Below are 26432 nucleotides of genomic sequence, written 5' to 3' on the forward strand. Positions count from 1 at the left end.
CCCTCACGCGTATTTCTTGTTGCCGATGCGGTCCCAGCCACCGGCGATGTTGCCGCCGCCGCTGCCATCGATGCGCTGTTGCTGGGTATAGGTGGTCTTGATGCGGCCATAGTTCAGCTGCACCACCTCCACGGGCACGCCGCTGTCCACGCTTTGCGAATACTCGGCGATGATCACTTCCTCAAGGATGATCTCGAAGTATTTGAGCTTGTCACCACCGGCGCGGCAGAGCGCCAGTTTCACCTCCTTCAGGTGCTGACCGGTGCAGCCGGCCTCCATCAGTTTGCAGCTGGCGCTGTCGAGGTATTTGGTGAAAGTGAAGTTGGTCACCGTTGTGCGGCCAGACGTAGCGCCACCGGCGGAACTTGCAGTGGCAGATGTGCTTTGGCTGATGCCAAAGTCGTAACCGAGCACTTCGATCCATTTTTTGTACTGCTGGTCCAGTGCTTCGCCTGGAATATTGTCGATCTGAATATATGCGTCGAAAGCCATGCTGACCTCTCCCTGGCAATTTAAATAGTTGGGCAATAGTGCCCGGCCAACAAACCCTAGGCCTGTATTCAATTGATGGCAATACCAGAGATGCAATTCGGAAATGGACTACAAAACTCAGGATAAATCTGATGTGCGGAGTAACAAGTTGTTGCGAGCTGTATGAGTTGTTACTTGTTTAACGTTTAAACTAAACATCATGTTTAAGTTTCCTACAAGCGCTTGCGCACACCTGTAGGATTGGCCGTGCCGGGGCGCCGGACCGGTCGGAATGGGCTGCAAAGCAGCCCCAACAACCTCAGGCAAGCATAAAATACTTATCAATAGTAACCAGCGGCGCCGTGGCGGGCACCGGGCTGATCGCGAAAATCTCCAACAACCTGCTACTGGGTATCTCGATGATCAACATATCTGAAACCATGGCGCTAGGCATCGACACCAAGATGCAGGCCGGCATCATCGCGGGGCGGGCGGCCTTCCCTCTGTAACTGCGCATCAGAGGAAAGGGTAGCTGTACTGCGTTTTTTTGCGCGCTAGGTGGGCAATGGAGGTAAATAGTGCGCGAAAATACCTAACGCTGAGAGTGCAGCAATTAAGGTTAATATTACAACTCCAATTGTAATAAGGAGAGCTTTTATTTTTGATGGTAAATTGTTGATTTCATAAAGATTAATCAGGTTTTTCCGGGTGTAGAGTCTAGGGCTGAGGAGAATGAAGGAGATATTTGTCAATCTTATGACTTTCCCGATCAAGCCGGCGTGCAGCCAAATTTTTCTTTTTCCGGTTACCATGTCGCAGTTTGGTAGAAAGCTCTCAATGTAATCAATTTTGCGATGGGCGATAAAGGCTATCGCAGCCAGGGTTGCGAAGCCTGAGGCCGTGAATATCAAGGCGCATACTAGAAAGGCTAAGTGGATAGTGGTCATCTTATTACAGCTTCATAGAGTATTTCCCCAGCTTTGACTCCAACTTGATTCCCCAGCTTACCGCCAACCAGTCCGCCTACCGCGCCACCGAATACCCCGCAAGCAAGTGCTCCGGTTCCCCCGGACACGACTCCCAAAACCACGCTGCAAGCCGTACCAATAATAATCTCACCACCCATTGCCCCAAGTGTCGTACCTACCAAACCTACGGACAAAGAGCTAATCTCGACATAAGTCGCCTTTCTGCATTCCTCCTCGCGCCCTAGCGCGCAGGCTTTATGAATTTCCAGTCCGGTGGCTGCGACGTCTAACGCAATTCCTACATGCGTCCCTTTCTTGATCAAATTAGCAGCCTTCGCTACCCCCGCCACCTTGTTCGCATACCCGGCAATCTCTCCCGTATGCAAAAAACTCTTCGTGGAAATCCCCGGCGTCCTTTTGATAGACCCAGCGTTCCTCAGCCCTGAGCCATACGCCGCCAGCTTCCCCAGTTGCTCCTCCAACCTCATGAACAACGCCGAACGCTTGGCATAAAACTGGTCCCGCGCCCCCGTTGCACCAGCCCCAAGATACTGCTGATACAGCTTCTCGATCTCCATCAACGTGGCTTCGATTGCCTTCAAGTGCTTGCTCCACCCTTCACTGACTACGCCCGCGCCCATGGACGCGTGCGCAATCAGGCTTTTGAGGGTTTCGAAGTTGTCGATGAAGAAGTTATCCACACCCTGGCCGTTGCGCATCAACCCCATGTGCACTACAGCGGCCTGGCGCATCATCCAGGCCTCCTGGCTGGTACAGGACGCGGTGGTTGGGTCGCCGATGATGATCAGTTCGCCATTGCGCACGACCGTATTGGCCACGTGTGCATTCAACACGTCGAACTTATCCAGCGAGTGGCCTGTCAGCGCAAGGTCGGTCTTTAGCCGGTGGTAGTTTTGCAGCTTGAGGTTGATGAACGTGCGGGCTTCGGACATGGCGGTACCCTCACGCGTATTTCTTGTTGCCGATGCGGTCCCAGCCACCGGCGATGTTGCCGCCGCCGCTGCCATCGATGCGCTGTTGCTGGGTATAGGTGGTCTTGATGCGGCCATAGTTCAGCTGCACCACCTCCACGGGCACGCCGCTGTCCACGCTTTGCGAATACTCGGCGATGATCACTTCCTCAAGGATGATCTCGAAGTATTTGAGCTTGTCACCACCGGCGCGGCAGAGCGCCAGTTTCACCTCCTTCAGGTGCTGACCGGTGCAGCCGGCCTCCATCAGTTTGCAGCTGGCGCTGTCGAGGTATTTGGTGAAAGTGAAGTTGGTCACCGTTGTGCGGCCAGACGTAGCGCCACCGGCGGAACTTGCAGTGGCAGATGTGCTTTGGCTGATGCCAAAGTCGTAACCGAGCACTTCGATCCATTTTTTGTACTGCTGGTCCAGTGCTTCGCCTGGAATATTGTCGATCTGAATATATGCGTCGAAAGCCATGCTGACCTCTCCCTGGCAATTTAAATAGTTGGGCAATAGTGCCCGGCCAACAAACCCTAGGCCTGTATTCAATTGATGGCAATACCAGAGATGCAATTCGGAAATGGACTACAAAACTCAGGATAAATCTGATGTGCGGAGTAACAAGTTGTTGCGAGCTGTATGAGTTGTTGCTTGTTTAACGTTTAAACTAAACATCATGTTTAAGTTTCCTACAGGCGCTTGCGCACACCTGTAGAATTGGCCTTGCCGGGGCGCCGGACCGGTCGGAATGGGCTGCAAAGCAGCCCCAACAACCTCAAGCAAATACAAAATACTTACGAACAGTCTCAACCACTTCCCAAGTCCCCTTCATCCCCGGCTCAATCACAAAAACATCCCCCGCCTTTAAATGCTTGGGTTCTTCACCTTCCGGGGTGATGATGCAATAGCCATCGAGGAAGTGGCAGAACTCCCACTTCTCGTAGTTCACTTCAAACTTGCCTGGGGTGCAAATCCAGGTACCCATGATTTTGCTGCCGTCAGCCGACAGGTAGGCATTGAGGTTGACGGTGTGCGGATCGCCGCCAATACGCTTCCACTTGGTGGCGTCCACGACCGGCGTCGGGCAGGTTTCGCGCAGGACGGTGATGAAATCAGACATGGCACAACTCCTGGTGACTGGTTGAATGACTCGTCACCATAGGGCCATCGCCCAGGGCGCAGTTGCCTGGGTTCGACGCCCAGCTGCCTGCCCGCGCTATGGCAATGCATTGATCTCCACGGTCACGTGGGCCAGTTCTTCATGCACACTCAAGGCGCGGCGCACGCTGTCGGCGCTCAGTGGCGCCTGGGTGGCCAAACTCAGGATGCAGGCATAGTGGTCCTTGCCCACACGCCACACATGCAGGTCGGTAATGGTCGCCGGTACGGGTAGCTGATCGACGACTTCGCGTATTTCCTCGACCACCGGTGCGTCCATTTCGGCATCCAGCAACACCCGGCTGGTATCGCGCAACAGGCCACGGGCCCAGGCTGCCACCAGTACGGCGCCAACCAGGCCCATCACCGGGTCCAGCCAGCCGGCGCCCCAGAATTTGCCAGCCAGCAGAGCGACGATTGCCAGCACCGAGGTCGCCGCATCGGCGATTACATGCAGGTAGGCCGAGCGCATGTTCAGGTCATGGTGGTGATGAGCGTGGTCGTGGTCGTGATGATGGTCGTGGCCATGGTGGTGGTGCTCCCCCCGCAGCAGCCAGGCGCAGGCCAGGTTCACAGCCAGGCCTACCCCTGCAATGAGGATTGCTTCGTCATAATGAATCGGCCCCGGTGCCAACAAGCGCTCGACAGACTGAAAGGCCATCAACCCGGCCACACCCAGCAGCAACAGGGCACTGGAGAAGCCACCCAGAATCTCGATCTTCCAGGTACCGAACGCAAAGCGTCGGTCAGCTGCATAGCGCCGGGCGGCGGCATAGGCCAGTAGCGACAGCCCCAAGGCCAGGGCATGTGAACTCATGTGCCAGCCGTCGGCGAGCAGCGCCATGGAATTGAAGAACCATCCGCCGGCAATTTCCGCCACCATCATCACAGCCGTAAGCCATACAGCCAGCCGCGTCTTGCGTTCGGCACCGAGGTTGCTGGTGTGGAACTGGTGGCTGTGCTGCCAGTGGTCTGTGGTTTGCGTGGCCATGGTTTATGATGCTCTCGGAAAGTCGTGAAATATACTGTACCCCAGTATACCTATGATGGCGAGAGAGCGAATGGCACATATCCACAAGAGCAAGAAGCAACTGTTGACCCGTGTGCGCAAGATCAAGGGCCAGGCAGCTGCCCTGGAAACGGCGCTGGAGCAGGAAAAAGACTGCCTGGCAATCCTGCAGCAGATAGCCGCCGTGCGTGGTGCGGTGAACGGATTGATGGCCGAAGTGATGGAAGGGCACATCCGCGAGCATTTGGTTGCGGATGGCATGACTGCCGAGCAACGGCAGGAAGAGGCGGACAAAGTGGCGGCGTTGTTGCGCTCCTACCTGAAGTGATACCCCCTGGGGGTATCAGGCCCACCAGTACCGTACGAAGTGGAAAAACACCGGCGCAGCGAAGCACACAGAGTCCATCCGGTCGAGCATGCCGCCGTGGCCTTCGATCATATGGCCCCAGTCCTTCACCCCCCGGTCGCGCTTGATCGCTGACATCACCAGCCCGCCGAAAAAGCCCATGGCGTTGACGGTCAGTGCCATCAACGCGGCCTGCCAGAAGTTGAACGGCGTGATCCAGCACAGCAGCGCGCCGACCAGAGTCGCCAACGCCACGCCCCCGGCCAGCCCTTCTATGGTCTTGGACGGTGACAGGTTTGGCGCCACCTTGTGCTTGCCCAACAGCTTGCCGCACACGTACTGCAGCACGTCGCTGATCTGTACCACCAGAATCAGCCAGGCAATCAGCAGCAGGTTGCGCCCCTCATAACCGGGGATATCCAGCGTAAGCAGTGCAGGCACCGACGACACGCAGTACACCGCAATCATCAGCCCCCACTGTACCTTCGAGGCCCGCTCCAGAAAGCGTGTGGTGTCCCCGCCGAAGCTGGCCAGGATCGGCAGCAACAGAAACAGGTATACCGGGATGAAAATGCTGAAAAGGCCATACCAGTCCATGGCGATCAGCAGGTACTGCACCGGCAACGCCACGTAGAACGCTGCCACCAGCGCCGGGTAGTCGCTGCGCCGGGTGGGGGTGAGGGTCATGAACTCGCGCAGGGCGTAGAACGACACCCCATAAAACAGCACGATCACGCCGTACTTGCCGAACACAAAAGCGATGCCGATGACCAGCACCATCAACCACCAGGCGTTGATGCGGGCATTGAGGTTATCGATCACGGCATGCGGGGCGGGGCCGGCACGCCATTTAAGCAGGCGGCCGATGACACTGGCGAGCAGCAGCAGTGCGCCGATGCCGGCGAACAGGGCAAGGGTATTGTCGTCCATGTCAGGCTTCCTTCGGCGCCAGGTTGAGCAGGGCGTGGCTTGCCCGCTCGAGAAAGGCTTGCTTGCCTTCGTCGGCTTGCAGGTGAATGGGCTCGCCGAAGCTCAGTGTGCACAGCAACGGCAGGGGCAGGGCGCGGCCTTTGGGCATGACCCGGTTAAGGTTGGCGATCCACACGGGCACCAGTTCAACCTCGGGGTTGGCCATGGCCAGATGGTACAAGCCGCTTCTGAACGGCATTAGCGGTTCGTCGCCCAGGTTGCGGGTGCCTTCGGGGAAGAAGATCAACGAGTCGCCCTGAGCCACCGCCTCCAGTATGGGTTGCAACGGGCTGCCCTGGCCTTCGCTGCGTTGCCGATCAATCAGTACGCCGTTGAACACCTTGCGGATCAGGAAGTCGCGAATGCCCGGCTTGGCCCAGTAATCGGCACCGGCAACCGGTCGCGTACGGCGGCGCAAGGGGGCGGGCAGTGACGCCCAGAGCAACACAAAATCGCCATGGCTGCTGTGGTTGGCGTAATACAGGCGTTGTACGGGCTGTGGCGTGCAGCCTAGCCACAATGCCCGTGCGCCGGTGATCAGGCGTGCGGCGGAGGTGATGATGAAAGCGGTCAGGGCAGCGAGCATGGCGCGTTGATTATCCGAAGAAAGGCAATGTCAGCAGGGTAGTCAAGGTCAGCAACAGTTGCAGGCCCAGGCACATTGCCTGACGGCGGAGCAGGGCCAGGGCTGCCTTGCCACGGGCCGGCCAGTCGCGGGCATCTTCGCCATTGGCTTTCAGGCGCAGGTCGTACAAGGCGCGATCCAGCAGGCCGGTATCTGAAGGTAGATCGCCGCTGATACTAAGGCGTGCGAACAGGTCGGCATCCAGCGCAACGCGGACGGCCCAGTACTTGTGCAGCAGGCCCAGGATCAGCAGCGTGGCGCAAAGCATGCTGGCCAACGGTGGGATGGGGGCGCCAAGCAGTGGGGCCAGCCCGTAACCCAGCGCAAGCAGGGTGATGCCATCTGACAGGCGTTCCAGCTGTGCGCCACGGGCAAGCAGGCTGGCTACCACGAACAGGGTCATGGGTGTGTTCCCAGTTGCGAAAGGGCTTGCCGATGGGCTGCCCGCAGGACAATACCTGGCCGAGCTTGGCGGATCAGCGCCTCGGCATCGTCGAGGTTTTTGCAGCGCCCGGTCAGCAGTAGCCAAGCGGCTACTGCACTGGCACTGCGTGAATAGCCCAGGGCGCAGCAGACCAACAGTGGGCCTTGCCGGCGCAGGCTTTCGATGGCTTCGGCGGCCTCGCGCAGCAGGTGGCTGTCGGGGGCAATCAGGTCGAGGGTTGGGAGTGAGATATAGGGCACTTGCGCTGGCCTCATCGCGGATAAATCCGCTCCTACAGGTTTCGCAATGCCTGTAGGAGCGGATTTATCCGCGATGAGGCCAGCACAGGTATTGCACGGCAGCTCGGCGCACAGGTCGACCATTGCTTTGAAAGATTGGCCCTCTCCAAACCCGGGAATACGCCCGAGAAACACCCCGTCACACACCTCATCCGCCTGCGGATGCCGCCATGTCCACAGCCGCGAATTGCCCCACGCCCCGATCAGGTAAGGCGCCAGCAGCCAGCAGGCTGCATTCGACAGCCTCCCGTCAGCCCCCTTCTGAAACCCGCTGGCACCGACCACGCCATAATTGAGTGCAACCAACAGCAATGAGGTGGCAGGCCACAAGAGCCAAAGCCCGCTCCCGCCGAGGGTAAAAGCCAAGCCCGCAATTACAAGCGAACCCGCGGCATAACTGACCGCCACCCACCAGCGCTTTGGTACGCGGGCACAGCCGACATCGCGCCAACGGATACCCCACAGCCATAAGCAGACGAACCCAGCCAGTGCCCCGGTTGGCACATCAATGAAGTGATGCTGCCAGGTGGTCAGCACCGAAACCCCGATCAGCAACATCCAGCCATGCATGACCCAGCGCCATGGCTGGCGCCGCACATGCCGGGCAAACATCGTCCAGATGATCACCAGCAGCGCAATATGGAGCGACGGCGCCTGATTGAAAGGTTTGTCAAAACCCATCAGTACATCGAACAGCCAGCCGAACAGCCCACCCAGCTCCGGGCGTTCGAAGGTAAAGCGCAAGGGCCACAACAAGAAGCACGCAACGCAGATCACCTGCGCACTGAGCAAAGACAGGGCATGGCGGTCCATTTCCTGGCGCGTGCGTGGCAGCAGGAACGACAACCCGTAAAGCACGTCGATCGACCAGTACGGGATGATCGTCCACGGCCACAGCGGCAGGTGGTTTTCCCAGCTGAATACCAGGCTCCCTACATCGCTGCGGCCGGCCGTGTACTGGTTCGTCAGGCCATAGCTGAGGAAGAAGAACGGCCCCAGCAACAGCAGCCAGAACACGCCCCGGCGGATCAACCCGGGTTCACGCGATGGCGTCATTCACGTACCCGCTGCGCCAGGCTGACGGTGAAAATGCCCCACTCATCGACACGCTGGGCCAGTTTGCGAAAGCCCGCCGCTTCGACCAATTGGTCCATCTCGGCCTGGCTGCGACGGCGCATTACCCAGGCTTCGCCGCCGCGATGGCTGGTGAGGGCGCGGGCGATCATCTCCAGCTGCGGGTGCCAGGGCTGGCCGGTGTAGACCAGGTAACAACCGTCTTCGACGGCATCAGCCAACCCGGCGAGTGAATTGCCCACAAGCTCGTTGCTGGCGAAAAGTTCGTACAGGCCGGATACCACCGCCACTGTAGGGCGCGGGGCCAGCCCGACGAGGCTGGCGCGGTCGAAGGCGTCACCCTGAATGAACCGGGCGATCTCGGCCATGCCCTTTTCGGCGATCAGCGCATTGCCTTGCTGCACGTTCAGCTCGCTGTAATCGCGCAGCAGCACCGTGTCGGGCAATTGCTCCAGCGCCTGTAACGCTTCCAGGATGTAGCGCCCGTGGCCGGCGGCGATGTCGACGATATGCACCGGGCGTTGTTGCTCGCGCAACCGTGCAATAGCCTGGCGAAGCAGTTCCTCTACATGCAGCTTACGCTGACGAATGCCGCGCCAGCCGATGGCGTTCAGGTAGTTCTGGTCGATCATCCGCCCAAGCTTGCCCTTGCCTGCAGGCTGGTTACGGTAGACATAATCCAGTGTACTGCCGGAGTCAAAGCCGGTATCGAAGCCAAGTTTCACTCCGGCGGCCAGCCCTTTGCCAAGGCGCAGGCTTGCCCGGGTGGCTCGCCAGTAAAGGTCGCGTGGCGAATTGCGAGGTAACGGTGCTGCCAGGCTTTCGGCCTCGGCGCAGCTGGCGCCAACCTTGTCAGCATCAAGCAGCGTGGGCTGCGCAGTGGGGCTGTGGAAGCAATGTTCGACAAAGCGTTCGATACGCCTCAGTGCATGGGCGCGGTCGCGTTCGCCAAGGGTGTCATGAAAAAAGCCCGGCAGAATGTGCATCTCTTTTCTCGGGCTGCCCAGGCGCTCGAAAAAACGTACCTGCGGTTTGCGCTCGACCACCAGGTCCGCCCCGGAAACCAGCATCTGCGTGGGTACCTGAATGGCCTGCGCGTCAGCGACTACCCGGTCGGCGGCTTCATACAACCCGAGCAGCATGGTCACCGAAATCGGCCGGCTGATCAGCGGGTCTGCCACGTAGGACATGACCCTTTCGGGGTCGTGGGTGAGCAGGCGTGGCTTGACGTAGCTGTTGACGAAAAAGTTGCCGCGCAGTGCCTTGAGCAGTTTCAGGCCGGGGCGGGCGAAAGGTACGTACAGCTTCACCTTGAAGGCCGGCGAGGCCAGTACCAGGCAGCGGACCTTAGGGGCGTAGTCATGCGCCCATGTCGCGATCAGCACCGCGCCGACACTTTGCGCCAGCACTACCACATCCTGCTCGGCCACCCCGTGCCGACCCTGCAAATGCTCGATGAAGGTCTGGACGTCCCTCACGCTGGTGCCAAAGCTTGGGCTGTCACCCCGCGCCCCTGGCGACTGGCCATGGCCACGTGCATCCCAGGCGAAGAAGTCATACCCCGGCATATCCAGTTCATCGGCCAGGTGCGCCATGCGCCCGCCATGTTCGTGGCCGCGATGGAACATCACCACCGCACGGCGCGGCTGGTGTTCGTTGCGGGTGGCGGGCCAGTGGCGGTAGTGCAGTTCGACACCGTCGTGGGTAGAGAAGTGCAGCGATTGCGCTTGGCGCATGGCGAAAGTCCTTGTCCGGCGGCGGAAGGTTCAGCGGGCCTCGGCCAGCCCCTGGCGAACCCGGTTGTAGAGGGTATAGAGCGAGAGCACGAGGATGACCAGCAGCAGGCCGTTGCTCCATGTTGCGTCGAATATCCCGAACGCAATGCCGGCGCCCAGCACGCCAAAGGCAAAGGCCCGGTCGCTCTTGCCCATCGGCCCGTCGTAGCGCCGTGAGGCTCCGGCCAGCGGGCCCATTACGCCGGCGTATTCGCTGAATGTGGCGCTTAGCACGACGATCACGACAAGCGCGGGTGACACCCCGGCGAGCAACGCAAAGGGCAAAGACAACGCGGCATCGGCGATCACGTCGCACAGTTCGTTGAGGTAGGCGCCCAGGCGCGTCTGCTGGTCGAACTCACGGGCCAGCATGCCGTCGATGGCGTTCAGGGCCATGCGCAGCAGCATCCAGACCGGGACCAGTATGAACAGCCAGGTGATATGGCTGAGCCAGGCCAGCAACAGGCCCAGCAGCACCGACACCACGCCAGCGCCGAGGGTGACCTGGTTGGCCGTTACGCCACGGGCGTGCAGGCGCTGTACGGTAGGGCGCAGGAGGGACTGGAAGCGGGGCTTTAGCTGGTAGATCGAGAGCACGGGAAACTCCTTTTCATCGTGTTTACAGGCTAGCGGAGCTTTTATCGATGGTGAGTTTTCTTACTGCGATCAAGGTAAAAACCTACCTTCAGCACTGAACCGTCCGCTACCCGTTAATGGTGTGTTCGGTGTGTATTGCGTTTTGATTTTTATCGTGATTGGTGTGTATGATACACATCGATTGGCAGATGGAGAGCCAATGCGCAGTCGAGATGTGATTCAGATTATTGAGGCGGATGGTTGGTACTTGGTAGATGTGAAAGGGAGCCATCACCAGTTTAAGCACCCCGCGAAAAAGGGTCGGGTTACGGTTCCTCATCCCAAGACAGACCTGCCTAAAGGCACAGTTCACAACATTTTGAAGCAGGCAGGTCTGAAGCAGACCCGTTGCGTAAACAGCCCAAATATCACTGGAGGCTGCCAATGAAATTCCCTGTCGTACTACACAAAGACCACGGCTCGGACTACGGGGTAACAGTACCCGACGTGCCCGGCTGTTTCTCGGCTGGCTGTAATGTCGCTGAGGCTTTGGACAATGTTCAGGAGGCACTGTCGCTGCATTTTGAAGGTTTGGTGGCGGACAATGAGCCACTGCCGCAAGCTCAGGAGATCGACGTGCATGTGGTCAACCCCGATTACGTTGGCGGTGTCTGGGCCGTTGTGGATTTCGATGTGACGCCCTACCTGGGAAAAGCGGTGCGATTCAATGCCACATTGCCTGAGAACTTGCTTCAGCGAATCGATGAAAAAGTGAAGCGTGATCATCGTTACGCGTCGAGGTCTGGCTTTCTCGCCTCTGCGGCGCTGCGAGAGTTGGCACTGGCGCACTGAGACGCGCCTGAATATTTCCACCCACGCCGATCTACGCCATGATGCCCGCCATGGACAACTTCACCGCGTTCTACCAAACCATTGGCCCCGCCCTGTCACTGTTGGTGGTCATCACCTTCCTGCTGGCCGGAGCGGTCAAGGGTGTGATTGGCCTGGGCCTGCCAACCATCGCCATGGGCTTGCTCGGGCTGGCCATGCCACCGGCGCAAGCGGCGGCCTTGCTGATCGTGCCGTCGACCCTCACCAACGTCTGGCAACTGGCCACGGGCGGGCATCTGCTGGCGCTGTTGCGTCGCCTTGGGCCGATGTTGGGTGCGATTTTCGTCGGCACTTTGGCCGGCAGTGCCTGGCTGGGGATCAGCAGTGGCCCGTGGGCGGCCCATGGCCTGGGCGCGGCGCTGCTGGTTTACGCCGTGTATGGGCTGATCGGGCCGCAGTTGCGGCTGGCCACCAGCAGGGAAGGGTGGCTGGGGCCGCTGTGCGGGCTGGTGACGGGCCTGGTGACGGCGGCAACGGGCGTGTTCGTGATGCCTGCCGTGCCTTACCTGCAGAGCCTGGGCCTGAGCCGCGACGAGATGATCCAGGCGCTGGGCCTGTCCTTCACCGTTTCCACCGTGGCGCTGGCCCTTGGCCTGGCGGGGCAGGATGCCTTGGGGGGCGAGGCGCTGGGTGCGTCACTGCTGATGATGGCGCCTGCCTTGTTGGGCATGCTGGCGGGCCAGTGGCTGCGCCAGCGCATCAGTGCAGCGGTGTTCAAGCGCTGCTTCTTCGTTGGCCTGGCCGTGCTCGGTGGCCATTTGCTGCTCAACGGCTAGCGGACGAAGCGCTGAGCATCTCGATCAGCTGGATATCGAACTCGCGCTCCAGGTAGTCCATGCGCTTCTCGAAGAAGGCGGCCATGTGCGGCAGCGCCGAATGTACGTCCAGGGCGGCCTTGCTGGCCCATACCTCGTAGAACACGAACAGGCTCGGGTCTTCCTTGTCGCGCAGCATGTGGTATTCGATGCAGCCTGGCTCCAGGCGGCTTGGCTCCACATATGCACGGAAAAGGGTTTCGAACGCTTCGGCCATTTCCGGACGGGTCTTGGCCTTGAGGATGAACGCGTACTGCTCGGTCATGATTCGCTACTCGCGGGAAGAAGATGAAACGATTCTAAGGCAACAATTCATCACGTATTCGTGATTTTTGGTCAATTGTCTTTTGCCCTGGCCCAGCTGTTTCCCGTGCCTGCGAATCTCTAATCTGCCGACCATTCCTTCTTCTCCCCCGAGGTCAGCATGAAAAAGATCCTTCTGCTCAACGGCGGCAAACAGTTCGCTCACTCCGATGGCCGTCTCAACCAGACCCTGCATGATGCAGCCCTCGCTCACCTCGACCGTGCCGGCTTCGACGTCCAGCAGACCTTCATCGATGGCGGGTACGACATCCAGGCCGAGGTGGAGAAATTCCTTTGGGCCGATGTGATCGTCTACCAGATGCCGGGGTGGTGGATGGGCGCCCCCTGGACCGTGAAGAAGTACATCGACGAAGTCTTCACCGCAGGCCACGGTAGCCTCTATGCCAGCGACGGTCGGACCCGTTCGGATGCCTCGCAGAAGTACGGCAGCGGTGGCCTGGTGCAGGGCAAGCAGTACATGCTGTCGTTGACCTGGAATGCGCCGCAGCAGGCGTTTGAAGACCCAAGCGATTTCTTTGAAGGCAAAGGTGTGGATGCGGTGTACTTCCCGTTCCACAAGGCCAACCAGTTCCTCGGAATGACCGGGTTGCCGACCTTCATTGCCAACGATGTGATGAAGCGCCCGGATGTACCGGCAGCGTTGGCGGCTTACGAGGCGCACCTGATCAGTGTGTTCGGGAAGGCCGAATAAGGGGTAACCTTTAACGGCCCGTTCGCGGGGCGAGCCCCTCCCACGCAAAACTGCCGTAGGCCCAGATGTGATAACCCGATCAGAAGAACTCCAGGTTTTCGTCGCCGTCATCGACTGCGGCTCGATTTCCGCAGCTGCCGAGCAGATGGGCCAGACCCCGTCTGCCGTCAGCCGCACGCTGTCGCGCCTGGAGGCCAAGCTCGGTACCACCTTGGTCAACCGCACCACTCGGCGCATGGACCTCACCGAGGAGGGCCGCTTCTTCCTCGAACGCTCGCGGCTGATTCTGGAACAGATGGACGACATGGAAGAGCGGCTGTCGATGCACCGCCAGACCGCTTCCGGGCGCTTGCGCATCAACGCCGCCGCGCCGTTCATGCTGCATTCCATCGTGCCGTGGATCGGCGAGTTCCGCCGTCAGTACCCCGGCATCGAGCTGGAGCTCAACACCGACGACCTGATTATCGACCTGCTGGAGCAAAGCACCGATGTGGCCATCCGCATCGGCGAGCTGGCTGATTCCAGCCTGCATGCCCGCTCACTGGGCTGCAGCCCGGTACAGATCCTCGCCAGCCCGGCCTACCTTGAGCAGCACGGCACGCCCCAGCGGGTGGAAGACCTGAACGACCATTGCCTGCTAGGTTTCAGCCAACCCGAATCGCTGAACCAATGGCCGCTGCGCCATGCCCATGGCGACCGCTGGCCGATTCGCCCGGCGCTGATCGCCTCCAGTGGCGAAAGCTTGCGCCAACTGGCCCTGGCCGGGGAAGGCATTGTCAGCCTGTCGCACTTCATGACTCACGAAGACATCCGCAGCGGCCGCCTGAAAGTGTTGCTAAGCGACGCCAACAATGGTTATCGCCAGCCCATCAACGCCGTGTACTACCGCAACACGCAATTGGCCCTGCGTATCCAGTGCTTCCTCGATTTCATCCAGCGCAAGCTGGCCATGTACGCCTGCTGAGTTGCCTGAACGCGACAGATACTGTCCACACGCGGCGAAACTTCCTACAGCAGATTGCGCAGTCGACGGGCTTCGGCCTTTACTGAGTGATCAACAAAAACAACACCAAGGAAGTGTCATGCGTATTGTCCTGTTCCAGTCTGTGGCGCTTGGGGCCGCGATCCTGAGCTGTTCTTCTGCCTATGCGGCGACCCTGGAGGGCGGCGCAGTGGCTGCGCCTGATCAATATGGCGCACAGGTAGCTGCCGATATCCTGAAAAAGGGAGGCAACGCGGTCGATGCGGCCGTCGCCACGGCGTTTACCCTCGCGGTCACCTACCCGGAAGCCGGCAACATCGGTGGCGGCGGCTTCATGACCCTGTTCGTCGACGGTAAACCGTACTTCCTGGACTACCGCGAAGTGGCGCCCAAGGCCGCCAGCCGTAACATGTACCTGGATGAAAAGGGCGAGGTCATCGAAAACCTGAGCCTGGTCGGTGCCCGTGCCGCAGGCGTGCCCGGCACCGTGATGGGCCTTTGGGAAGCCCACCAGAAGTTTGGCAAGCTGCCCTGGAGCGAATTGCTGACCCCGGCCATCGGCTATGCGAAAAACGGCTTCAAGATCGCCGAAAAACAGTACCAGTACCGCAACGACGCCCAAGGCCTGTTCAAGACGGCTACAAACTTCAACGACTACTTCGGCAACATGAAAGTCGGCGAACTGTTCAAGCAGCCGGAAATGGCCCAAACCCTTGAGCGCATCGCCGACAAAGGCGTGAGCGAGTTCTACCAGGGCAAGACTGCCGACCTGCTGGTGGCGCAGATGCAGGCTGACAAAGGCCTGATCACCAAGGAAGACCTCCAGGGCTACAAAGCGGTATGGCGTGAGCCGATGGCCCTGAGCTGGCGCGGCAACGTCGTCTACACCGCACCGCCACCAAGCTCTGGCGGCGTCGCCCTGGCCCAGCTGCTGGGTATCAAGGAAGACCGCGCGGCGGACTTCAAGGGTGTGGCGCACAACTCGGCCCAGTACATTCACCTGCTGTCGGAGATTGAAAAGCGCGTGTTCGCCGACCGTGCCGACTACCTGGGCGACCCGGCCTTCACCAAGGTGCCGGTCGACCAGCTGATCGCCAAGGATTACCTGGCCAAGCGAGCCGCGCAGGTGAACCCAAAAGCCATTTCCGAGACCGACAAGGTCAAGCCTGGGCTGGAACCGCACCAGACCACCCACTTCTCCATCGTCGACAAACAGGGCAACGCCGTCAGCAACACCTACACCCTGAACCTGGACTACGGCAGTGGCGTGGTGGTGAAGGGCGCGGGCTTCCTGCTCAACGACGAAATGGATGATTTCAGCGCCAAGCCGGGTGCGGCCAACGCGTTCGGCGTGGTGGGTGGCGATGCCAATGCCATCGAGCCGGGCAAGCGCATGCTGTCGTCGATGAGCCCAAGCTTGATGACCCGCGATGGCAAGGTCGAGCTGGTGATAGGTACGCCGGGCGGATCGCGGATTTTCACCTCGATCTTCCAGGTGATGAACAACCTGTATGACTACGGCATGCCGCTGGAGAAAGCCGTGGCGGCGCAGCGTGTGCACCATCAGTTGCTGCCCAAGGACACCATCTATTTTGACAGCTATGCGCCGTTGACCGGGACGGTGGCGGATGAGCTGAAGAAAATGGGGTATGTGCTGGAGGATCAGGGCTGGGAGATGGGGGATATCCAGGCGATCCGGGTGAATGGGGCGAAGCTTGAGACGGCGTCGGACCCGCGTGGGCGTGGGGTGGGGATGATCGTCAAGTAATACGGTGTGGGCATCATCGCGGATAAATCCGCTCCTACAGGAGCGGATTTATCCGCGAATGCTACTTGAAGGTCAGACGCGGAACTGGCTGACCAACGTCTGCAAATGCCCACCCAGGCGGGCCAACTCCACGCTCGAAGCCGCCGTCTCATCACTGGCCGCCGCCGTCTGCTCCGACACATCCCGCACGTTCAGGATGCTGCGGCTGATTTCTTCAGCCACCGCACTCTGCTGCTCGGCCGCCGCAGCAATCTGCTGGTTCATCGACTGAATGCTCGACACCGTGCTGGTGATGTTCTCCAGCGAAGCCCCGGCCTTGCGCGCCAGCTCGACACTGCTGTCGGTCAGGGTGCGGCTGCCTTGCATGGCATTGGCCACTTGCTGGGTGCCATGCTGCAGACTGGCCACCAGCTCTTCGATTTCTTCGGTGGACTTCTGCGTGCGCTGGGCCAGGCCGCGCACTTCGTCGGCTACCACGGCAAAGCCACGGCCGGCTTCACCGGCACGGGCGGCTTCGATGGCGGCGTTCAGCGCCAGCAGGTTGGTTTGCTCGGCCACCGACTTGATCACGTCCATCACGCTGCCGATCTTCTGGCTTTCCTGTTGCAGCAGGTTCATGGCTTCGGTAGAGCGATGCACTTCGTCGGCCAGGCGTTCGATCTGGCTGATTGCTTCACCCACTACGCGGTCGCCCGCACGCGCTTCGTCGTCGGCGCCGGTCGCCGCGTGGGAAGCCTGCTCGGCGTTACGCGCCACTTCCTGAACCGTGGCGGCCATTTCGTGCATGGCTGTGGCTACCTGGTCGGTTTCGACCTTCTGGCTATTGGCGCCGGCACTGGTCTGCTCGGTGACCGCCGACAGTTCTTCGGCTGCGCTGGCAATCTGGGTGACGCCGTCGCGGATGCCGGTAATCAGGTCGCGCAGGGTAGTGCCCATACGTGCGATGCCTTGCTGCAGCACACCGATTTCGTCGCGGCGGGTTACACGCAGGTCCTGAGTGAGGTCACCACCGGCAATCTTTTCCACCGCTTGCAGGGTTTCACGCAGTGGGCGGGTGATCTGACGGGTGATGATAACGGCGGCCAGTACACCAACCAGCAGTGCCAGCAGCGTGGCGATGGTTTGCAGGCTGCGGGCCTGGGCGCTTTCCTGGTCGCGGCGCTCCAGCTGGATCTTGTACAGCGCGTCGCTGCGCTTGACGATGTCGGCACCCTGTACGGTCATTTCGGCACGGGAGGTGGTGATTTCGCCGACGGCATCACGGAACTGGCGCACGGCGTCGCGGTAAGCCTGTACCGACTGTTCGAACTGTTGCAGGCGGGTAGCTTCCGAAGGCAGCTGGCGCTTGAGGTTGTCGATTTCGACCAGTGCGGACTCCAGCTGACGCAGCGCGGCCTGCTCGTTGGCGGCAGTATTTTCGGCAATGTAGCCGCGTACGTCGATACGCACTTGCAGCAACTGCTGGCGAGTCTTGCTGATCAGCTGGTATTGCTCCAGGCGTACGCTGTCCGCCTCTGGGCGAGCCATGACGTCCTGGCTGAGGGCTTCAAGCGCCTGGTCGGCCTTGGCGGCGGATACGTTCATGGCATCGCGTGCTGCTGTCGAGTTTCGGTAACCGGCGCGCATCTTGTTCAGCGAAACCTTGTAGTCGCTGATGATCTGCCCCAGCTCTTTCAGCAGCTTGACGTTCTCGGGGCTCTTGAAGGTGCTGACCAGGTATTCCTGCTGCTTGCCGAAGGTATCCAGCTTGGCCTGGGTGTTGGCGGCGGAGGCATCATCACCATTGGCGATCATGTACTGCAGGCGCGCCACGCGCAGGTCGGTCAGGTCTTTGTTGAGCTGACCGATGTCGCCCATCCAGTTGCTGCGGTCGATCAGGCTGCCCAGGCTGGTCCAGCCGGTCAGTGCAAGCAGGCCGGTCAGGACCAGCACCAGGCCGAAGCCCAGGCCGAGTTTGAGGTTAACGCTGATATTGGCGAACCAGCTGTTCATGCACGCTCTCCAGAAATGTTTTCGCTCACTTGATCATTGTTCGATCGCGAGGCGTTGTTGTTCTGGATGCCCGCTGAATCGTGCAGGAGTTATCGGCACGCAGCGGCGAAGCTGAAACGCTTTTTCAGCAGAATTGTAACTCCATGAAAACGTTTGCTATTTCAGCGGCCGACTACAGCCTCAAAGGCTACGCGCACTGAATGTATCGCAGCTGTTCACATCCCCTTGGGCAAACCCGGCCTTGAACCAGCGCACCCGCTGCTGCGACGTACCGTGGGTAAACGAATCGGGCACTACGCGCCCTTGCCCTTGTTGCTGTAGCCGGTCGTCACCGATGGCATTGGCAGCGTTCAGGGCTTCCTCCACATCCCCCGGTTCCAGCCAGTTCAGGCGTTGCTGCGCCTGATAGGCCCAGACGCCGGCCAGGCAGTCGGCTTGCAGTTCCTGACGCACCAGCAGGCCATTGTCACCTTCCATGCGTTGCCCATTGCGGCGCGCGGCATCGACCTTGGCCGAAACGCCAAGCAGGGTCTGCACATGGTGGCCGATCTCATGGGCAATCACGTAAGCCTGGGCGAAGTCGCCTGCGGCAGCGAAGCGGGTTTCCATTTCGCGGAAGAACGACATGTCCAGGTACACCCGCTGGTCTGCAGGGCAGTAGAAGGGGCCCACGGCCGCCGAGGCAAAACCGCAGGCGGAGTTCACCTGGCCGCTGAACAGCACCAGTTTTGGGTCGCGGTACTGTTTGCCGGCCTGGGAAAACAGGGCTTTCCAGGTGTCTTCAGTGTCGCCAAGGATCGAGGCGACGAACTGGGCTTGTTCGTCATTGGCAGGTGGCGCAGTGCCGCTGGCGCCGCTGGGCGCTTGCTGTTGCTGCTGTTCCATTTGCCCGGTGAGTTGGCCAAGGATCTGCAGCGGGTCTTGCCCTGTCAGCCAACCGATGCCAACGATCAACAGAATCGCCCCAAGCCCCAGGCCCTTGCCGCCACCAAAGCGCATGCCGCCACCGCCACCGCCTTCGCCACGGGCATCGACCACATTGTCGCTGCGGCGGCCTTTACGCCATTCCATGAACTGATCTCCGGAACGTGAAACATGAAGTCAAAGATTAGTTCACGCCAGCCAAAGGTACTAATGCATAACCGTATGGTTATGGTTACCGCAGTTGATTTCAATATTCATCACGCGCGACCTATCCGAAACTGCAAGTCCGCCTGCCGTGTACAGGCGTTTTGATAATTCCAAGAGAGGAAAACGGCATGCCCGCCCAGGACAACAGCCGCTTCGTGATCCGTGATCGCAACTGGCACCCCAAAGCCCTCACGCCTGACTACAAAACGTCCATTGCCCGCTCGCCGCGCCAGGCATTGGTCAGCATCCCGCAGTCGATCAGCGAAACCACCGGCCCTGACTTTTCCCACCTGCGCTTCGGCCCGCACGACCATGACCTGCTGCTGAACTTCAACAACGGTGGCCTGCCGATTGGCGAGCGCATCATCCTGGCCGGCCGCGTGGTCGACCAGTACGGCAAGCCGGTACCCAACACCCTGGTGGAAATGTGGCAGGCCAACGCTGGCGGCCGCTACCGCCACAAGAATGACCGCTACCTGGCGCCGCTGGACCCGAACTTCGGTGGTGTCGGCCGCTGCCTGACCGACCGTGACGGCTACTACACCTTCCGTACCATCAAGCCCGGCCCGTACCCATGGCGCAACGGCCCGAACGACTGGCGCCCGGCGCACATCCACTTCGCCATCAGCGGCCCGGCGATCGCCACCAAGCTGATCACCCAGTTGTACTTCGAAGGCGATCCGATGATCCCGATGTGCCCGATCGTCAAGTCGATCACCAACCCTGAAGCAGTGCAGCAGTTGATCGCCAAGCTCGACATGAGCAACGCCAACCCGATGGACTGCCTGGCGTACCGCTTTGACATCGTGCTGCGCGGCCAGCGCAAGACCCACTTCGAAAACTGCTGAGGAACCCGCCATGCCAATCGAACTGCTGCCGGAAACCCCCTCGCAAACCGCCGGCCCTTACGTGCACATCGGCCTCGCTCTGGAAGCGGCCGGCAACCCGACCCGCGATCAGGAAATCTGGAACCGCATGGCCACGCCGCAAGCCGAGGGTGAACACATCCTGCTGATCGGCCAGGTGTATGACGGCAATGGCCACCTGGTACGCGATTCGTTCCTGGAACTGTGGCAGGCTGACGCCAATGGCCAGTATCAGGACGCGTACAATCTGGAAAACGCCTTCAACAGCTTTGGCCGCACCGCCACCACCTTTGATGCGGGCGAGTGGACCGTACAGACGGTCAAGCCGGGTGTGGTGAACAATGCTGCAGGTGTGCCGATGGCGCCCCATATCAACATCAGCCTGTTTGCCCGGGGCATCAACATTCACCTGCACACGCGGTTGTATTTTGATGACGAAGCCGAGGCCAACGCCAAGTGCCCGGTGCTCAACCTGATCGAGCAGCCGCAGCGTCGTGAGACGTTGATTGCCAAGCGTTGCGAGGTGGACGGGAAGACGGCGTACCGGTTTGATATCCGTATTCAGGGGGAAGGGGAGACGGTGTTCTTCGACTTCTGATGTGTTTGGGGCCGCTGATGCGGCCCCAAACATTTTTAGCGGCGAACCAGCAGCACCCCACTCTCCATATGGTGGGTATACGGGAACTGGTCAAACAACGCACACCGCTCGATGCGGTGCGTGTCCTGCAATTGCTCGATGTTCGCCGCCAGCGTTTCCGGGTTGCACGAGATGTACAGAATCCGCTCGAAACGCCGGGTCAGCTCGCAGGTGTCCGGGTCCATGCCAGCGCGCGGTGGGTCGACGAATACCGTGCCGAAGTCGTAGCTCTTCAGGTCGATGCCTTCCAGCCGGCGGAACGGGCGCACCTCATTCAATGCCTGAGTCAGCTCTTCAGCCGACAACCGCACCAGGCGCACGTTACCCACGCCATTCTCGTCCAGGTTGCTCAGCGCTGCGTTCACCGATGTTTTGCTGATCTCGGTTGCCAGCACCTGGCGCGCACGGGTAGCCAGCGGCAAGGTGAAGTTGCCGTTGCCGCAGTACAGCTCCAGCAGGTCGTCATCGCGCTCGCCCATGGCCTCGAAGGCCCAGGTCAGCATTTTCTGGTTCACGGCACCGTTGGGCTGGGTGAATGCGCCTTCCGGCTGGCGGTAGCTGAACACACGGCCGGCCACATTCAGTTCTTCAACGGCATAGTCACGGCCAATCACCAGGCGTTTGCCCTTGGAGCGGCCAATGATGCTCACGCCCAGTTCGCTTGCCAGCTGGTGTGCAGCCGCTTCCCAGGCGTCGTCGAGCGGGCGGTGGTAGCACATGGTGACCATCGCGTCGCCAGCCAGGGTGGTGAGGAACTCCACCTGGAACAGGCGATTGCTCAGATCCTCGCTGGCTTGCCAGGCGGCTTTCAGGCGCGGCATCAGCGCGTTGATGCGCTCGCTGGCGATGGGGAAGTCGTCGATCAGGATTGCCTTGTGCTTCTCGCCAGGGGCGAACATCGCATAGTGGCGCTGGCCCTCTTCGCGCCACAGGCGGAACTCCGCGCGCAGGCGGTAGTGCTCGCGCGGGGAGTCGAACACGGCCGGCTCCGGCGCCCCGAAGGGCGCCAGCAGCTCGCGCAGGCGGGCAACTTTGCCCTGCAGCTGCGCATCGTAGGCGGATGGGTCGAAAACGGCACTCATGCGTTGAACCAGCCCAGCTTGATGACGAACAGGATGGAAAGGATCACCAAGGCCGGGTTCAGGTCGCGGTAGCGGCCGGAAATCAGCTTGACGGCGGTCCAGGCGATGAAGCCAAAGGCGATACCGTTGGCAATCGAGTAAGTCAGTGGCATGGCCAGGGCGGTCACGACAACTGGCGCGGCCTCAGTGACGTCGTCCCAGTTTATTTCCGCCATGCCCGAAGCCATCAGTACCGCGACGAACAGCAGCGCCGGGGCGGTGGCGAAGGCTGGCACGCTGCTGGCCAGCGGGGCGAAGAACAGCGCCAGCAGGAACAGTACGGCAACCACGATGGCTGTCAGGCCGGTGCGGCCCCCGGCACTCACACCGGCAGCGGATTCGATGTAGCTGGTGGTGGTCGAGGTGCCCAGCAGCGAGCCGGCCATGGCGGCGGTACTGTCGGCAATCAGGGCGCGGCCCATTTTCGGCATGTGGCCGTCCTTGCCCATCAGGCCGGCGCGTTTTGCAACGCCGATCAGGGTGCCGGAGTTGTCGAACAGGTCGACGAACAGGAAGGCGAAGATCACGCTCACCAGGCCGACATCCAGTGCACCGGCGATGTCCAGTTGCAGGAAGGTCGGGGCCAGCGATGGCGGCATGGAAACGATACCGCCAAATGGAGTTACACCCATGGCGATTGCCGCGACGGTCACGGCCAGAATGCCGATCAGCACGGCGCCGCGTACTTTCAGCGCTTCCAGGCCAACGATCAGGAAGAAGCCCAGCGTGGCGAGGATGGGCGCGGGCTGCTTGAGGTCACCCAGGCCCACCAGGGTGGCCGGGTTATCGACGACGATGCCGGCGTTATGCAGGGCGATCAGTGCCAGGAACAGGCCGATACCGGCTGCAATGGCCGAACGCAGCGGCAGTGGGATACTGTTCACGATCCATTCGCGGATACGGAAGATCGACAGCAGGAAGAACATCACCGCCGACAGGAACACCGCACCCAGCGCCACCTGCCAGGTGTGGCCCATGTGCAGCACCACGGTGTAGGTGAAGAACGCGTTCAGGCCCATGCCCGGCGCAAGGGCGATCGGGTAGTTGGCGATCAGGCCCATGGTCACCGAGCCGATGGCCGCGGCCAGGCAGGTGGCGACGAACAGCGCGCCTTTGTCCATGCCGGTTTCGCCGAGGATGCTCGGGTTGACGAACAGGATGTAGGCCATGGCCAGGAAGGTAGTGACGCCCGCAAGAATCTCGGTGCGCACGTTGGTGTTGTGTGCTTTTAGTTGAAACAGCCTTTCCAGCATGCCCGCTCCCCGAGGCGCCCCCGGCGCCGTGAATGTATCGACCCCAACAGCAAAGCACAGACCGTAGCGGGTGCCGTGATTTTGTGTGGGGTGGAAAAAAGCCGCGCATCATACCAGCATGCTTGGCGGGGGCCTATGGCCGTTGGGGGGATGGGTGTTTCCAAACCTGTGCTGGCCTCATCGCGGCGGTCCGACGCCTCGATGAATCCGCTCCTACAAGCGATGGTATTCCCCTGTAGGAGCGGATTTATCCGCGATGAGGCCCGAACAGGCTACATCAACCGCTGTGCAACCGATCCCGATTGGCCAGTGTCGGGAACAGCTTTATCCACACCCCGGTCACCACCAGCGTACCCACCCCACCCAGCACCACTGCCGGTACGGTCCCGAACCAGTGCGCCGTCACCCCGGATTCAAACTCGCCAAGCTGGTTCGAAGCCCCGATGAACAACCCGTTCACCGCGCTGACCCGCCCACGCATCTCGTCCGGTGTCTCCAGCTGCACGAATGCACCGCGGATCACCATGCTGATCATGTCCGCCGCCCCCAGCACCACCAGCACCGCCAGCGAGAACCAGAACGACGTCGACAGCCCGAACGCGATGGTCGCCACGCCAAACACACCCACTGCCGTGAACATGGTGCGGCCCACCTTGCGTTCCACCGGGAAGCGCGCCAGCCAGAACGACATCAACAATGCCCCTACCGCTGGTGCCGAGCGCAACAGGCCAAGCCCCCAGGGGCCGGTGAGCAGGATGTCCTTGGCGAACACGGGCAGCAGCGCGGTGGCGCCACCCAGCAGTACGGCGAACAGGTCGAGCGAGATCGCCCCGAGGATGTCGGGCCGGCTGCGAATGAAGCGGATGCCGGCCAGCAATGATTCCAGGCTGGCACGGCCTTTTTGCGGTACTTGCTGGCGCGAGTCGAGGCTGAGCATCAGCAGGCAGGCAATGCCGTAAAGCGCAACGGTCGGGCCGTATACCCAGATGCTGCCGAAGGCATACAGGAAGCCGCCCACGGCCGGCGCAACGATGGTCGCCGCCTGGGTCGCCGAGGCCGATGCCGCCACTGCACGGGGGAACAACCCCGGAGGCACGACATTGGGCAGCAACGCCTGGGTAGCCGGCATTTCAAACGAGCGGGTAGCGCCGAGCAGGAACGCAAGGGCAAAGATCAACTCGCGGCTGACGTTGTCGGTGGCGCTGCCCAGCGCCAGCGCCAGGGCAATCAACCCCTGCAGGGTCTGGCACAGGGCGGCGACCTTGCGCCGGTCGTAGCGGTCGGCCACGTGCCCGGTGTGCAACATGAACAGCACGCGCGGGGCAAACTCGACCAGCCCGACCAGGCCCAGATCCAGCACATTGCCGGTCAGTTGGTAGAGGTGCCAGCCGATGGCCACGGTGAGCATCTGAAAGCCGCTGGCGGTAAACACGCGGGCCAGCCAGAAGGCAATGAAAGGGCGATGGTGACGCAACAACTGCGGTGCGGAATCGGACATCGGAAGCAGCAGCCTCGGCGCAGTAGAGGGGCCCGAAGCGTATCATCTGTTTGTAACAAGTAGTTACTGTTTGCTCGAATCGGCACTGTTTCACGCTTTTTAAAAGAGGGTGGGGCAACAGGTCACGCGGCAATCAACCACACGGCCGGTCGGGCTTTTCGGGACTATGCTTCCTAAAAGTCGTTGATCTGGATCAATCGTTGCTTTTGCAACGATCAGGCAACGATTTGGCCTTAGGGCCCGATTCCCTGCGATCGCACAGAACAATTCCAACTCGCCGCACTCGACCACCGTGGGGGCAGTAGGCGCCAGGGCCAAAAGCCTGAACGCCGGATTATCTGAAGAGGAAGCACTATGTTCGGCTTAGAGGCCCTAGATCTCGCCCGAATCCAGTTTGCGTTCACCGTGTCGTTTCACATCCTGTTCCCGGCCATCACCATTGGCCTGGCGAGCTACCTGGCCGTACTCGAAGGCCTTTGGCTGCGCACCCACGAGCAGGTCTACCGTGACCTTTATCATTTCTGGTCGAAAATCTTCGCCGTCAACTTCGGTATGGGCGTGGTGTCCGGCCTGGTCATGGCGTACCAATTCGGTACCAACTGGAGCCGTTTCTCCGACTTCGCCGGTGCGGTCACCGGGCCATTGCTTACCTATGAAGTGCTGACTGCCTTCTTCCTCGAGGCAGGCTTCCTGGGGGTGATGCTGTTCGGCTGGAACCGCGTCGGCCGTGGCTTGCACTTTTTCGCCACGGTAATGGTGGCGCTGGGTACGCTGGTTTCGACCTTCTGGATTCTGGCCTCCAACAGCTGGATGCAAACACCACAAGGCCACGAAATCATCGATGGCCGAGTGGTCCCGGTGGATTGGTTGGCAATCATCTTCAACCCGTCGTTCCCCTACCGCCTGATGCACATGGCCACCGCTGCCTTTGTGGCCACCGCGTTCTTCGTCGGTGCATCGGCTGCCTGGCACCTGCTGCGCGGGCGCGATAACCCGGCGGTACGCAAGATGCTGTCGATGGCCATGTGGATGGCGCTGATCGTGGCGCCTGTGCAGGCCGTGATCGGCGATTTCCATGGCCTCAATACGCTCAAGCACCAACCGGTCAAAATTGCAGCCATTGAAGGCCACTGGGAAAACGTGCCGGGTGAGCCAACCCCACTGATCCTGTTCGGCATCCCCGACATGAAGGCTGAAACTACACACTTCAAGCTTGAAATCCCCGCGCTCGGCAGCCTGATCCTGACCCACAGCCTGGACAAACAAGTGCCGGCAATGAAGGAGTTCCCACCCGAAGACCGCCCCAACTCGACCATCGTGTTCTGGTCGTTCCGGGTCATGGTCGGACTGGGCATGCTGATGATCTTCGTTGGCCTGTGGAGCCTGTGGCTGCGCAAGCGCGGCACGCTCTACAGTTCGCGCCCGTTCCTCTACCTGACACTTTGGATGGGCCCATCCGGGCTGATTGCCATCCTGGCCGGCTGGTTCACCACCGAGATCGGCCGCCAGCCGTGGGTGGTTTATGGGCTGATGCGCACGTCGGAAGGGGTGTCCAACCACAGTTACGCCCAGCTTGGCTTTACGTTGATCGCCTTTGTAGTGGTGTACTTCGCCCTGTTCGGCACTGGCCTGGGCTACATGATGCGCCTGGTGCGCAAAGGGCCGAAAACCGGCGAAGGCGAGGAGCACACCCCCGGAGGCCCGGGCCAGAAACGCACCCCGGCACGGCCGTTGTCCGCCGCCGATGATGGCCATGAGGCCAAGCCCGCCAGCCTGAGCAAGGAGATCTGAGCC

General features: G+C 60.7%; 28 protein-coding genes and 1 pseudogene. 11 read left to right on the top strand and 18 right to left on the bottom strand.

Features of this window, described 5'->3' with window-relative positions:
* Positions 1–3 precede the first annotated feature (3 nt).
* Positions 4–492, bottom strand: coding sequence for an Hcp family type VI secretion system effector (locus PVV54_RS03620; RefSeq protein WP_274908634.1), 489 nt, complete (start codon positions 490–492; stop codon positions 4–6).
* 320 nt (positions 493–812) lie between these two features.
* On the opposite strand from PVV54_RS03620, the pseudogene PVV54_RS03625 reads away from it, so the two are divergent.
* Positions 813–953: pseudogene (locus tag PVV54_RS03625) on the top strand (3-hydroxyisobutyrate dehydrogenase); the annotation flags it as partial.
* A gap of 72 nt (positions 954–1025) precedes the next feature.
* On the opposite strand, the gene PVV54_RS03630 reads toward PVV54_RS03625, so the two are convergent.
* The 5 genes from PVV54_RS03630 to dmeF form a co-directional block, all read right to left on the bottom strand.
* Positions 1026–1418 carry a hypothetical protein gene (locus PVV54_RS03630; RefSeq protein WP_274908635.1) on the bottom strand — a complete coding sequence of 131 codons (393 nt, stop codon included), beginning with the start codon at positions 1416–1418 and terminating at the stop codon, positions 1026–1028.
* Positions 1415–2392 (bottom strand): hypothetical protein, encoded by a 978-nt coding sequence (locus PVV54_RS03635; RefSeq protein ID WP_274908636.1) that lies wholly within the window; start codon positions 2390–2392, stop codon positions 1415–1417. Before PVV54_RS03635 ends, PVV54_RS03630 begins: the two co-directional genes overlap by 4 nt.
* Before the next feature lie 10 nt (positions 2393–2402).
* The gene (locus PVV54_RS03640) at positions 2403–2891 is read right to left on the bottom strand and encodes an Hcp family type VI secretion system effector (protein WP_274908634.1); all 489 of its coding nucleotides are present in this window, start codon (positions 2889–2891) and stop codon (positions 2403–2405) included.
* Between the two features lie 298 nt (positions 2892–3189).
* The gene (locus tag PVV54_RS03645) at positions 3190–3534 is read right to left on the bottom strand and encodes a cupin domain-containing protein (protein WP_003258412.1); all 345 of its coding nucleotides are present in this window, start codon (positions 3532–3534) and stop codon (positions 3190–3192) included.
* A gap of 96 nt (positions 3535–3630) precedes the next feature.
* Positions 3631–4563, bottom strand: coding sequence for a CDF family Co(II)/Ni(II) efflux transporter DmeF (dmeF, locus tag PVV54_RS03650; protein ID WP_274908637.1), 933 nt, complete (start codon positions 4561–4563; stop codon positions 3631–3633).
* 70 nt (positions 4564–4633) lie between these two features.
* Between dmeF and PVV54_RS03655 the strand changes: the two genes are divergently transcribed.
* On the top strand, positions 4634–4909 hold the full coding sequence (locus tag PVV54_RS03655; protein WP_274908638.1) for a metal/formaldehyde-sensitive transcriptional repressor: 276 nt from the start codon (positions 4634–4636) through the stop codon (positions 4907–4909).
* Positions 4910–4924: 15 nt separating this feature from the next.
* Here PVV54_RS03655 and PVV54_RS03660 read toward each other — a convergent pair whose 3' ends face one another.
* Genes PVV54_RS03660 through PVV54_RS03685 form a run of 6 tightly spaced genes read right to left on the bottom strand, consistent with a single transcriptional unit; the run spans position 4925 to position 10690 of the window.
* Positions 4925–5857 carry a phosphatidate cytidylyltransferase gene (locus tag PVV54_RS03660; protein ID WP_274908639.1) on the bottom strand — a complete coding sequence of 311 codons (933 nt, stop codon included), beginning with the start codon at positions 5855–5857 and terminating at the stop codon, positions 4925–4927.
* Between the two features lies 1 nt (position 5858).
* On the bottom strand, positions 5859–6482 hold the full coding sequence (locus tag PVV54_RS03665) for a lysophospholipid acyltransferase family protein (RefSeq protein WP_274908640.1): 624 nt from the start codon (positions 6480–6482) through the stop codon (positions 5859–5861).
* Positions 6483–6492: 10 nt separating this feature from the next.
* Complete coding sequence (locus PVV54_RS03670) at positions 6493–6924, bottom strand: hypothetical protein (protein WP_274908641.1); 432 nt, start codon at positions 6922–6924, stop codon at positions 6493–6495.
* The gene (locus PVV54_RS03675) at positions 6921–8300 is read right to left on the bottom strand and encodes a phosphatase PAP2/dual specificity phosphatase family protein (protein ID WP_274908642.1); all 1380 of its coding nucleotides are present in this window, start codon (positions 8298–8300) and stop codon (positions 6921–6923) included. The genes PVV54_RS03670 and PVV54_RS03675 overlap by 4 nt, the downstream gene beginning before the upstream one ends.
* Positions 8297–10054: a bifunctional alpha/beta hydrolase/class I SAM-dependent methyltransferase gene (locus PVV54_RS03680; protein ID WP_274908643.1), complete on the bottom strand. Its 1758-nt coding sequence runs from the start codon at positions 10052–10054 to the stop codon at positions 8297–8299. Before PVV54_RS03680 ends, PVV54_RS03675 begins: the two co-directional genes overlap by 4 nt.
* A 30-nt stretch (positions 10055–10084) precedes the next feature.
* Positions 10085–10690: a CDP-alcohol phosphatidyltransferase family protein gene (locus tag PVV54_RS03685; RefSeq protein WP_274908644.1), complete on the bottom strand. Its 606-nt coding sequence runs from the start codon at positions 10688–10690 to the stop codon at positions 10085–10087.
* Positions 10691–10889: 199 nt separating this feature from the next.
* On the opposite strand from PVV54_RS03685, the gene PVV54_RS03690 reads away from it, so the two are divergent.
* The 3 genes from PVV54_RS03690 to PVV54_RS03700 are packed head-to-tail and all read left to right on the top strand — an operon-like array spanning position 10890 to position 12336.
* Entirely contained in the window at positions 10890–11117 is a 228-nt protein-coding gene (locus PVV54_RS03690) for a type II toxin-antitoxin system HicA family toxin (RefSeq protein WP_274908645.1), read from the top strand.
* Entirely contained in the window at positions 11114–11521 is a 408-nt protein-coding gene (locus tag PVV54_RS03695) for a type II toxin-antitoxin system HicB family antitoxin (protein ID WP_274908646.1), read from the top strand. Before PVV54_RS03690 ends, PVV54_RS03695 begins: the two co-directional genes overlap by 4 nt.
* Positions 11522–11571: 50 nt before the next feature.
* Positions 11572–12336 (top strand): sulfite exporter TauE/SafE family protein, encoded by a 765-nt coding sequence (locus PVV54_RS03700; RefSeq protein WP_274908647.1) that lies wholly within the window; start codon positions 11572–11574, stop codon positions 12334–12336.
* On the opposite strand, the gene PVV54_RS03705 is transcribed toward PVV54_RS03700, so the two are convergent.
* Positions 12326–12640, bottom strand: a complete 315-nt coding sequence (locus PVV54_RS03705; protein ID WP_274908648.1) for a putative quinol monooxygenase — start codon at positions 12638–12640, stop codon at positions 12326–12328. The two genes, PVV54_RS03700 and PVV54_RS03705, sit on opposite strands and share 11 nt — an antisense overlap.
* A gap of 159 nt (positions 12641–12799) precedes the next feature.
* On the opposite strand from PVV54_RS03705, the gene PVV54_RS03710 reads away from it, so the two are divergent.
* The 3 genes from PVV54_RS03710 to ggt all read left to right on the top strand — a co-directional run bounded on the left by PVV54_RS03710 (position 12800) and on the right by ggt (position 16140).
* Positions 12800–13390 carry an NAD(P)H-dependent oxidoreductase gene (locus PVV54_RS03710; RefSeq protein WP_274908649.1) on the top strand — a complete coding sequence of 197 codons (591 nt, stop codon included), beginning with the start codon at positions 12800–12802 and terminating at the stop codon, positions 13388–13390.
* A 67-nt stretch (positions 13391–13457) separates the two neighbouring features.
* Positions 13458–14354, top strand: a complete 897-nt coding sequence (locus PVV54_RS03715; RefSeq protein ID WP_274908650.1) for a LysR family transcriptional regulator — start codon at positions 13458–13460, stop codon at positions 14352–14354.
* 118 nt (positions 14355–14472) lie between these two features.
* On the top strand, positions 14473–16140 hold the full coding sequence (gene ggt, locus PVV54_RS03720; RefSeq protein WP_274908651.1) for a gamma-glutamyltransferase: 1668 nt from the start codon (positions 14473–14475) through the stop codon (positions 16138–16140).
* 72 nt (positions 16141–16212) lie between these two features.
* On the opposite strand, the gene PVV54_RS03725 is transcribed toward ggt, so the two are convergent.
* Positions 16213–18132, bottom strand: a complete 1920-nt coding sequence (locus PVV54_RS03725; protein WP_274908652.1) for a methyl-accepting chemotaxis protein — start codon at positions 18130–18132, stop codon at positions 16213–16215.
* A 180-nt stretch (positions 18133–18312) separates the two neighbouring features.
* Complete coding sequence (ypfJ, locus tag PVV54_RS03730; RefSeq protein WP_274908653.1) at positions 18313–19203, bottom strand: KPN_02809 family neutral zinc metallopeptidase; 891 nt, start codon at positions 19201–19203, stop codon at positions 18313–18315.
* A gap of 188 nt (positions 19204–19391) precedes the next feature.
* On the opposite strand from ypfJ, the gene pcaH reads away from it, so the two are divergent.
* Together pcaH and pcaG are read left to right on the top strand one after the other, a co-directional pair.
* Positions 19392–20111 (top strand): protocatechuate 3,4-dioxygenase subunit beta, encoded by a 720-nt coding sequence (gene pcaH, locus PVV54_RS03735; protein WP_274908654.1) that lies wholly within the window; start codon positions 19392–19394, stop codon positions 20109–20111.
* Positions 20112–20121: 10 nt separating this feature from the next.
* Positions 20122–20727, top strand: a complete 606-nt coding sequence (pcaG, locus tag PVV54_RS03740; RefSeq protein ID WP_274908655.1) for a protocatechuate 3,4-dioxygenase subunit alpha — start codon at positions 20122–20124, stop codon at positions 20725–20727.
* A 35-nt stretch (positions 20728–20762) separates the two neighbouring features.
* On the opposite strand, the gene trmA is transcribed toward pcaG, so the two are convergent.
* The 3 genes from trmA to PVV54_RS03755 all read right to left on the bottom strand — a co-directional run bounded on the left by trmA (position 20763) and on the right by PVV54_RS03755 (position 24638).
* Entirely contained in the window at positions 20763–21848 is a 1086-nt protein-coding gene (gene trmA, locus PVV54_RS03745) for a tRNA (uridine(54)-C5)-methyltransferase TrmA (RefSeq protein ID WP_274908656.1), read from the bottom strand.
* A complete protein-coding gene (locus PVV54_RS03750; protein WP_274908657.1) occupies positions 21845–23140 on the bottom strand; it encodes an NCS2 family permease in 1296 nt (431 codons plus the stop codon). The genes trmA and PVV54_RS03750 overlap by 4 nt, the downstream gene beginning before the upstream one ends.
* 277 nt (positions 23141–23417) lie before the next feature.
* Positions 23418–24638, bottom strand: coding sequence for an MFS transporter (locus PVV54_RS03755; protein ID WP_274908658.1), 1221 nt, complete (start codon positions 24636–24638; stop codon positions 23418–23420).
* A 354-nt stretch (positions 24639–24992) separates the two neighbouring features.
* On the opposite strand from PVV54_RS03755, the gene PVV54_RS03760 reads away from it, so the two are divergent.
* Positions 24993–26429, top strand: a complete 1437-nt coding sequence (locus PVV54_RS03760; protein ID WP_274908659.1) for a cytochrome ubiquinol oxidase subunit I — start codon at positions 24993–24995, stop codon at positions 26427–26429.
* The last annotated feature ends 3 nt before the right edge of the window (positions 26430–26432 follow it).

It is taken from the genome of Pseudomonas sp. PSKL.D1, from assembly GCF_028898945.1.
GTDB lineage: Bacteria > Pseudomonadota > Gammaproteobacteria > Pseudomonadales > Pseudomonadaceae > Aquipseudomonas.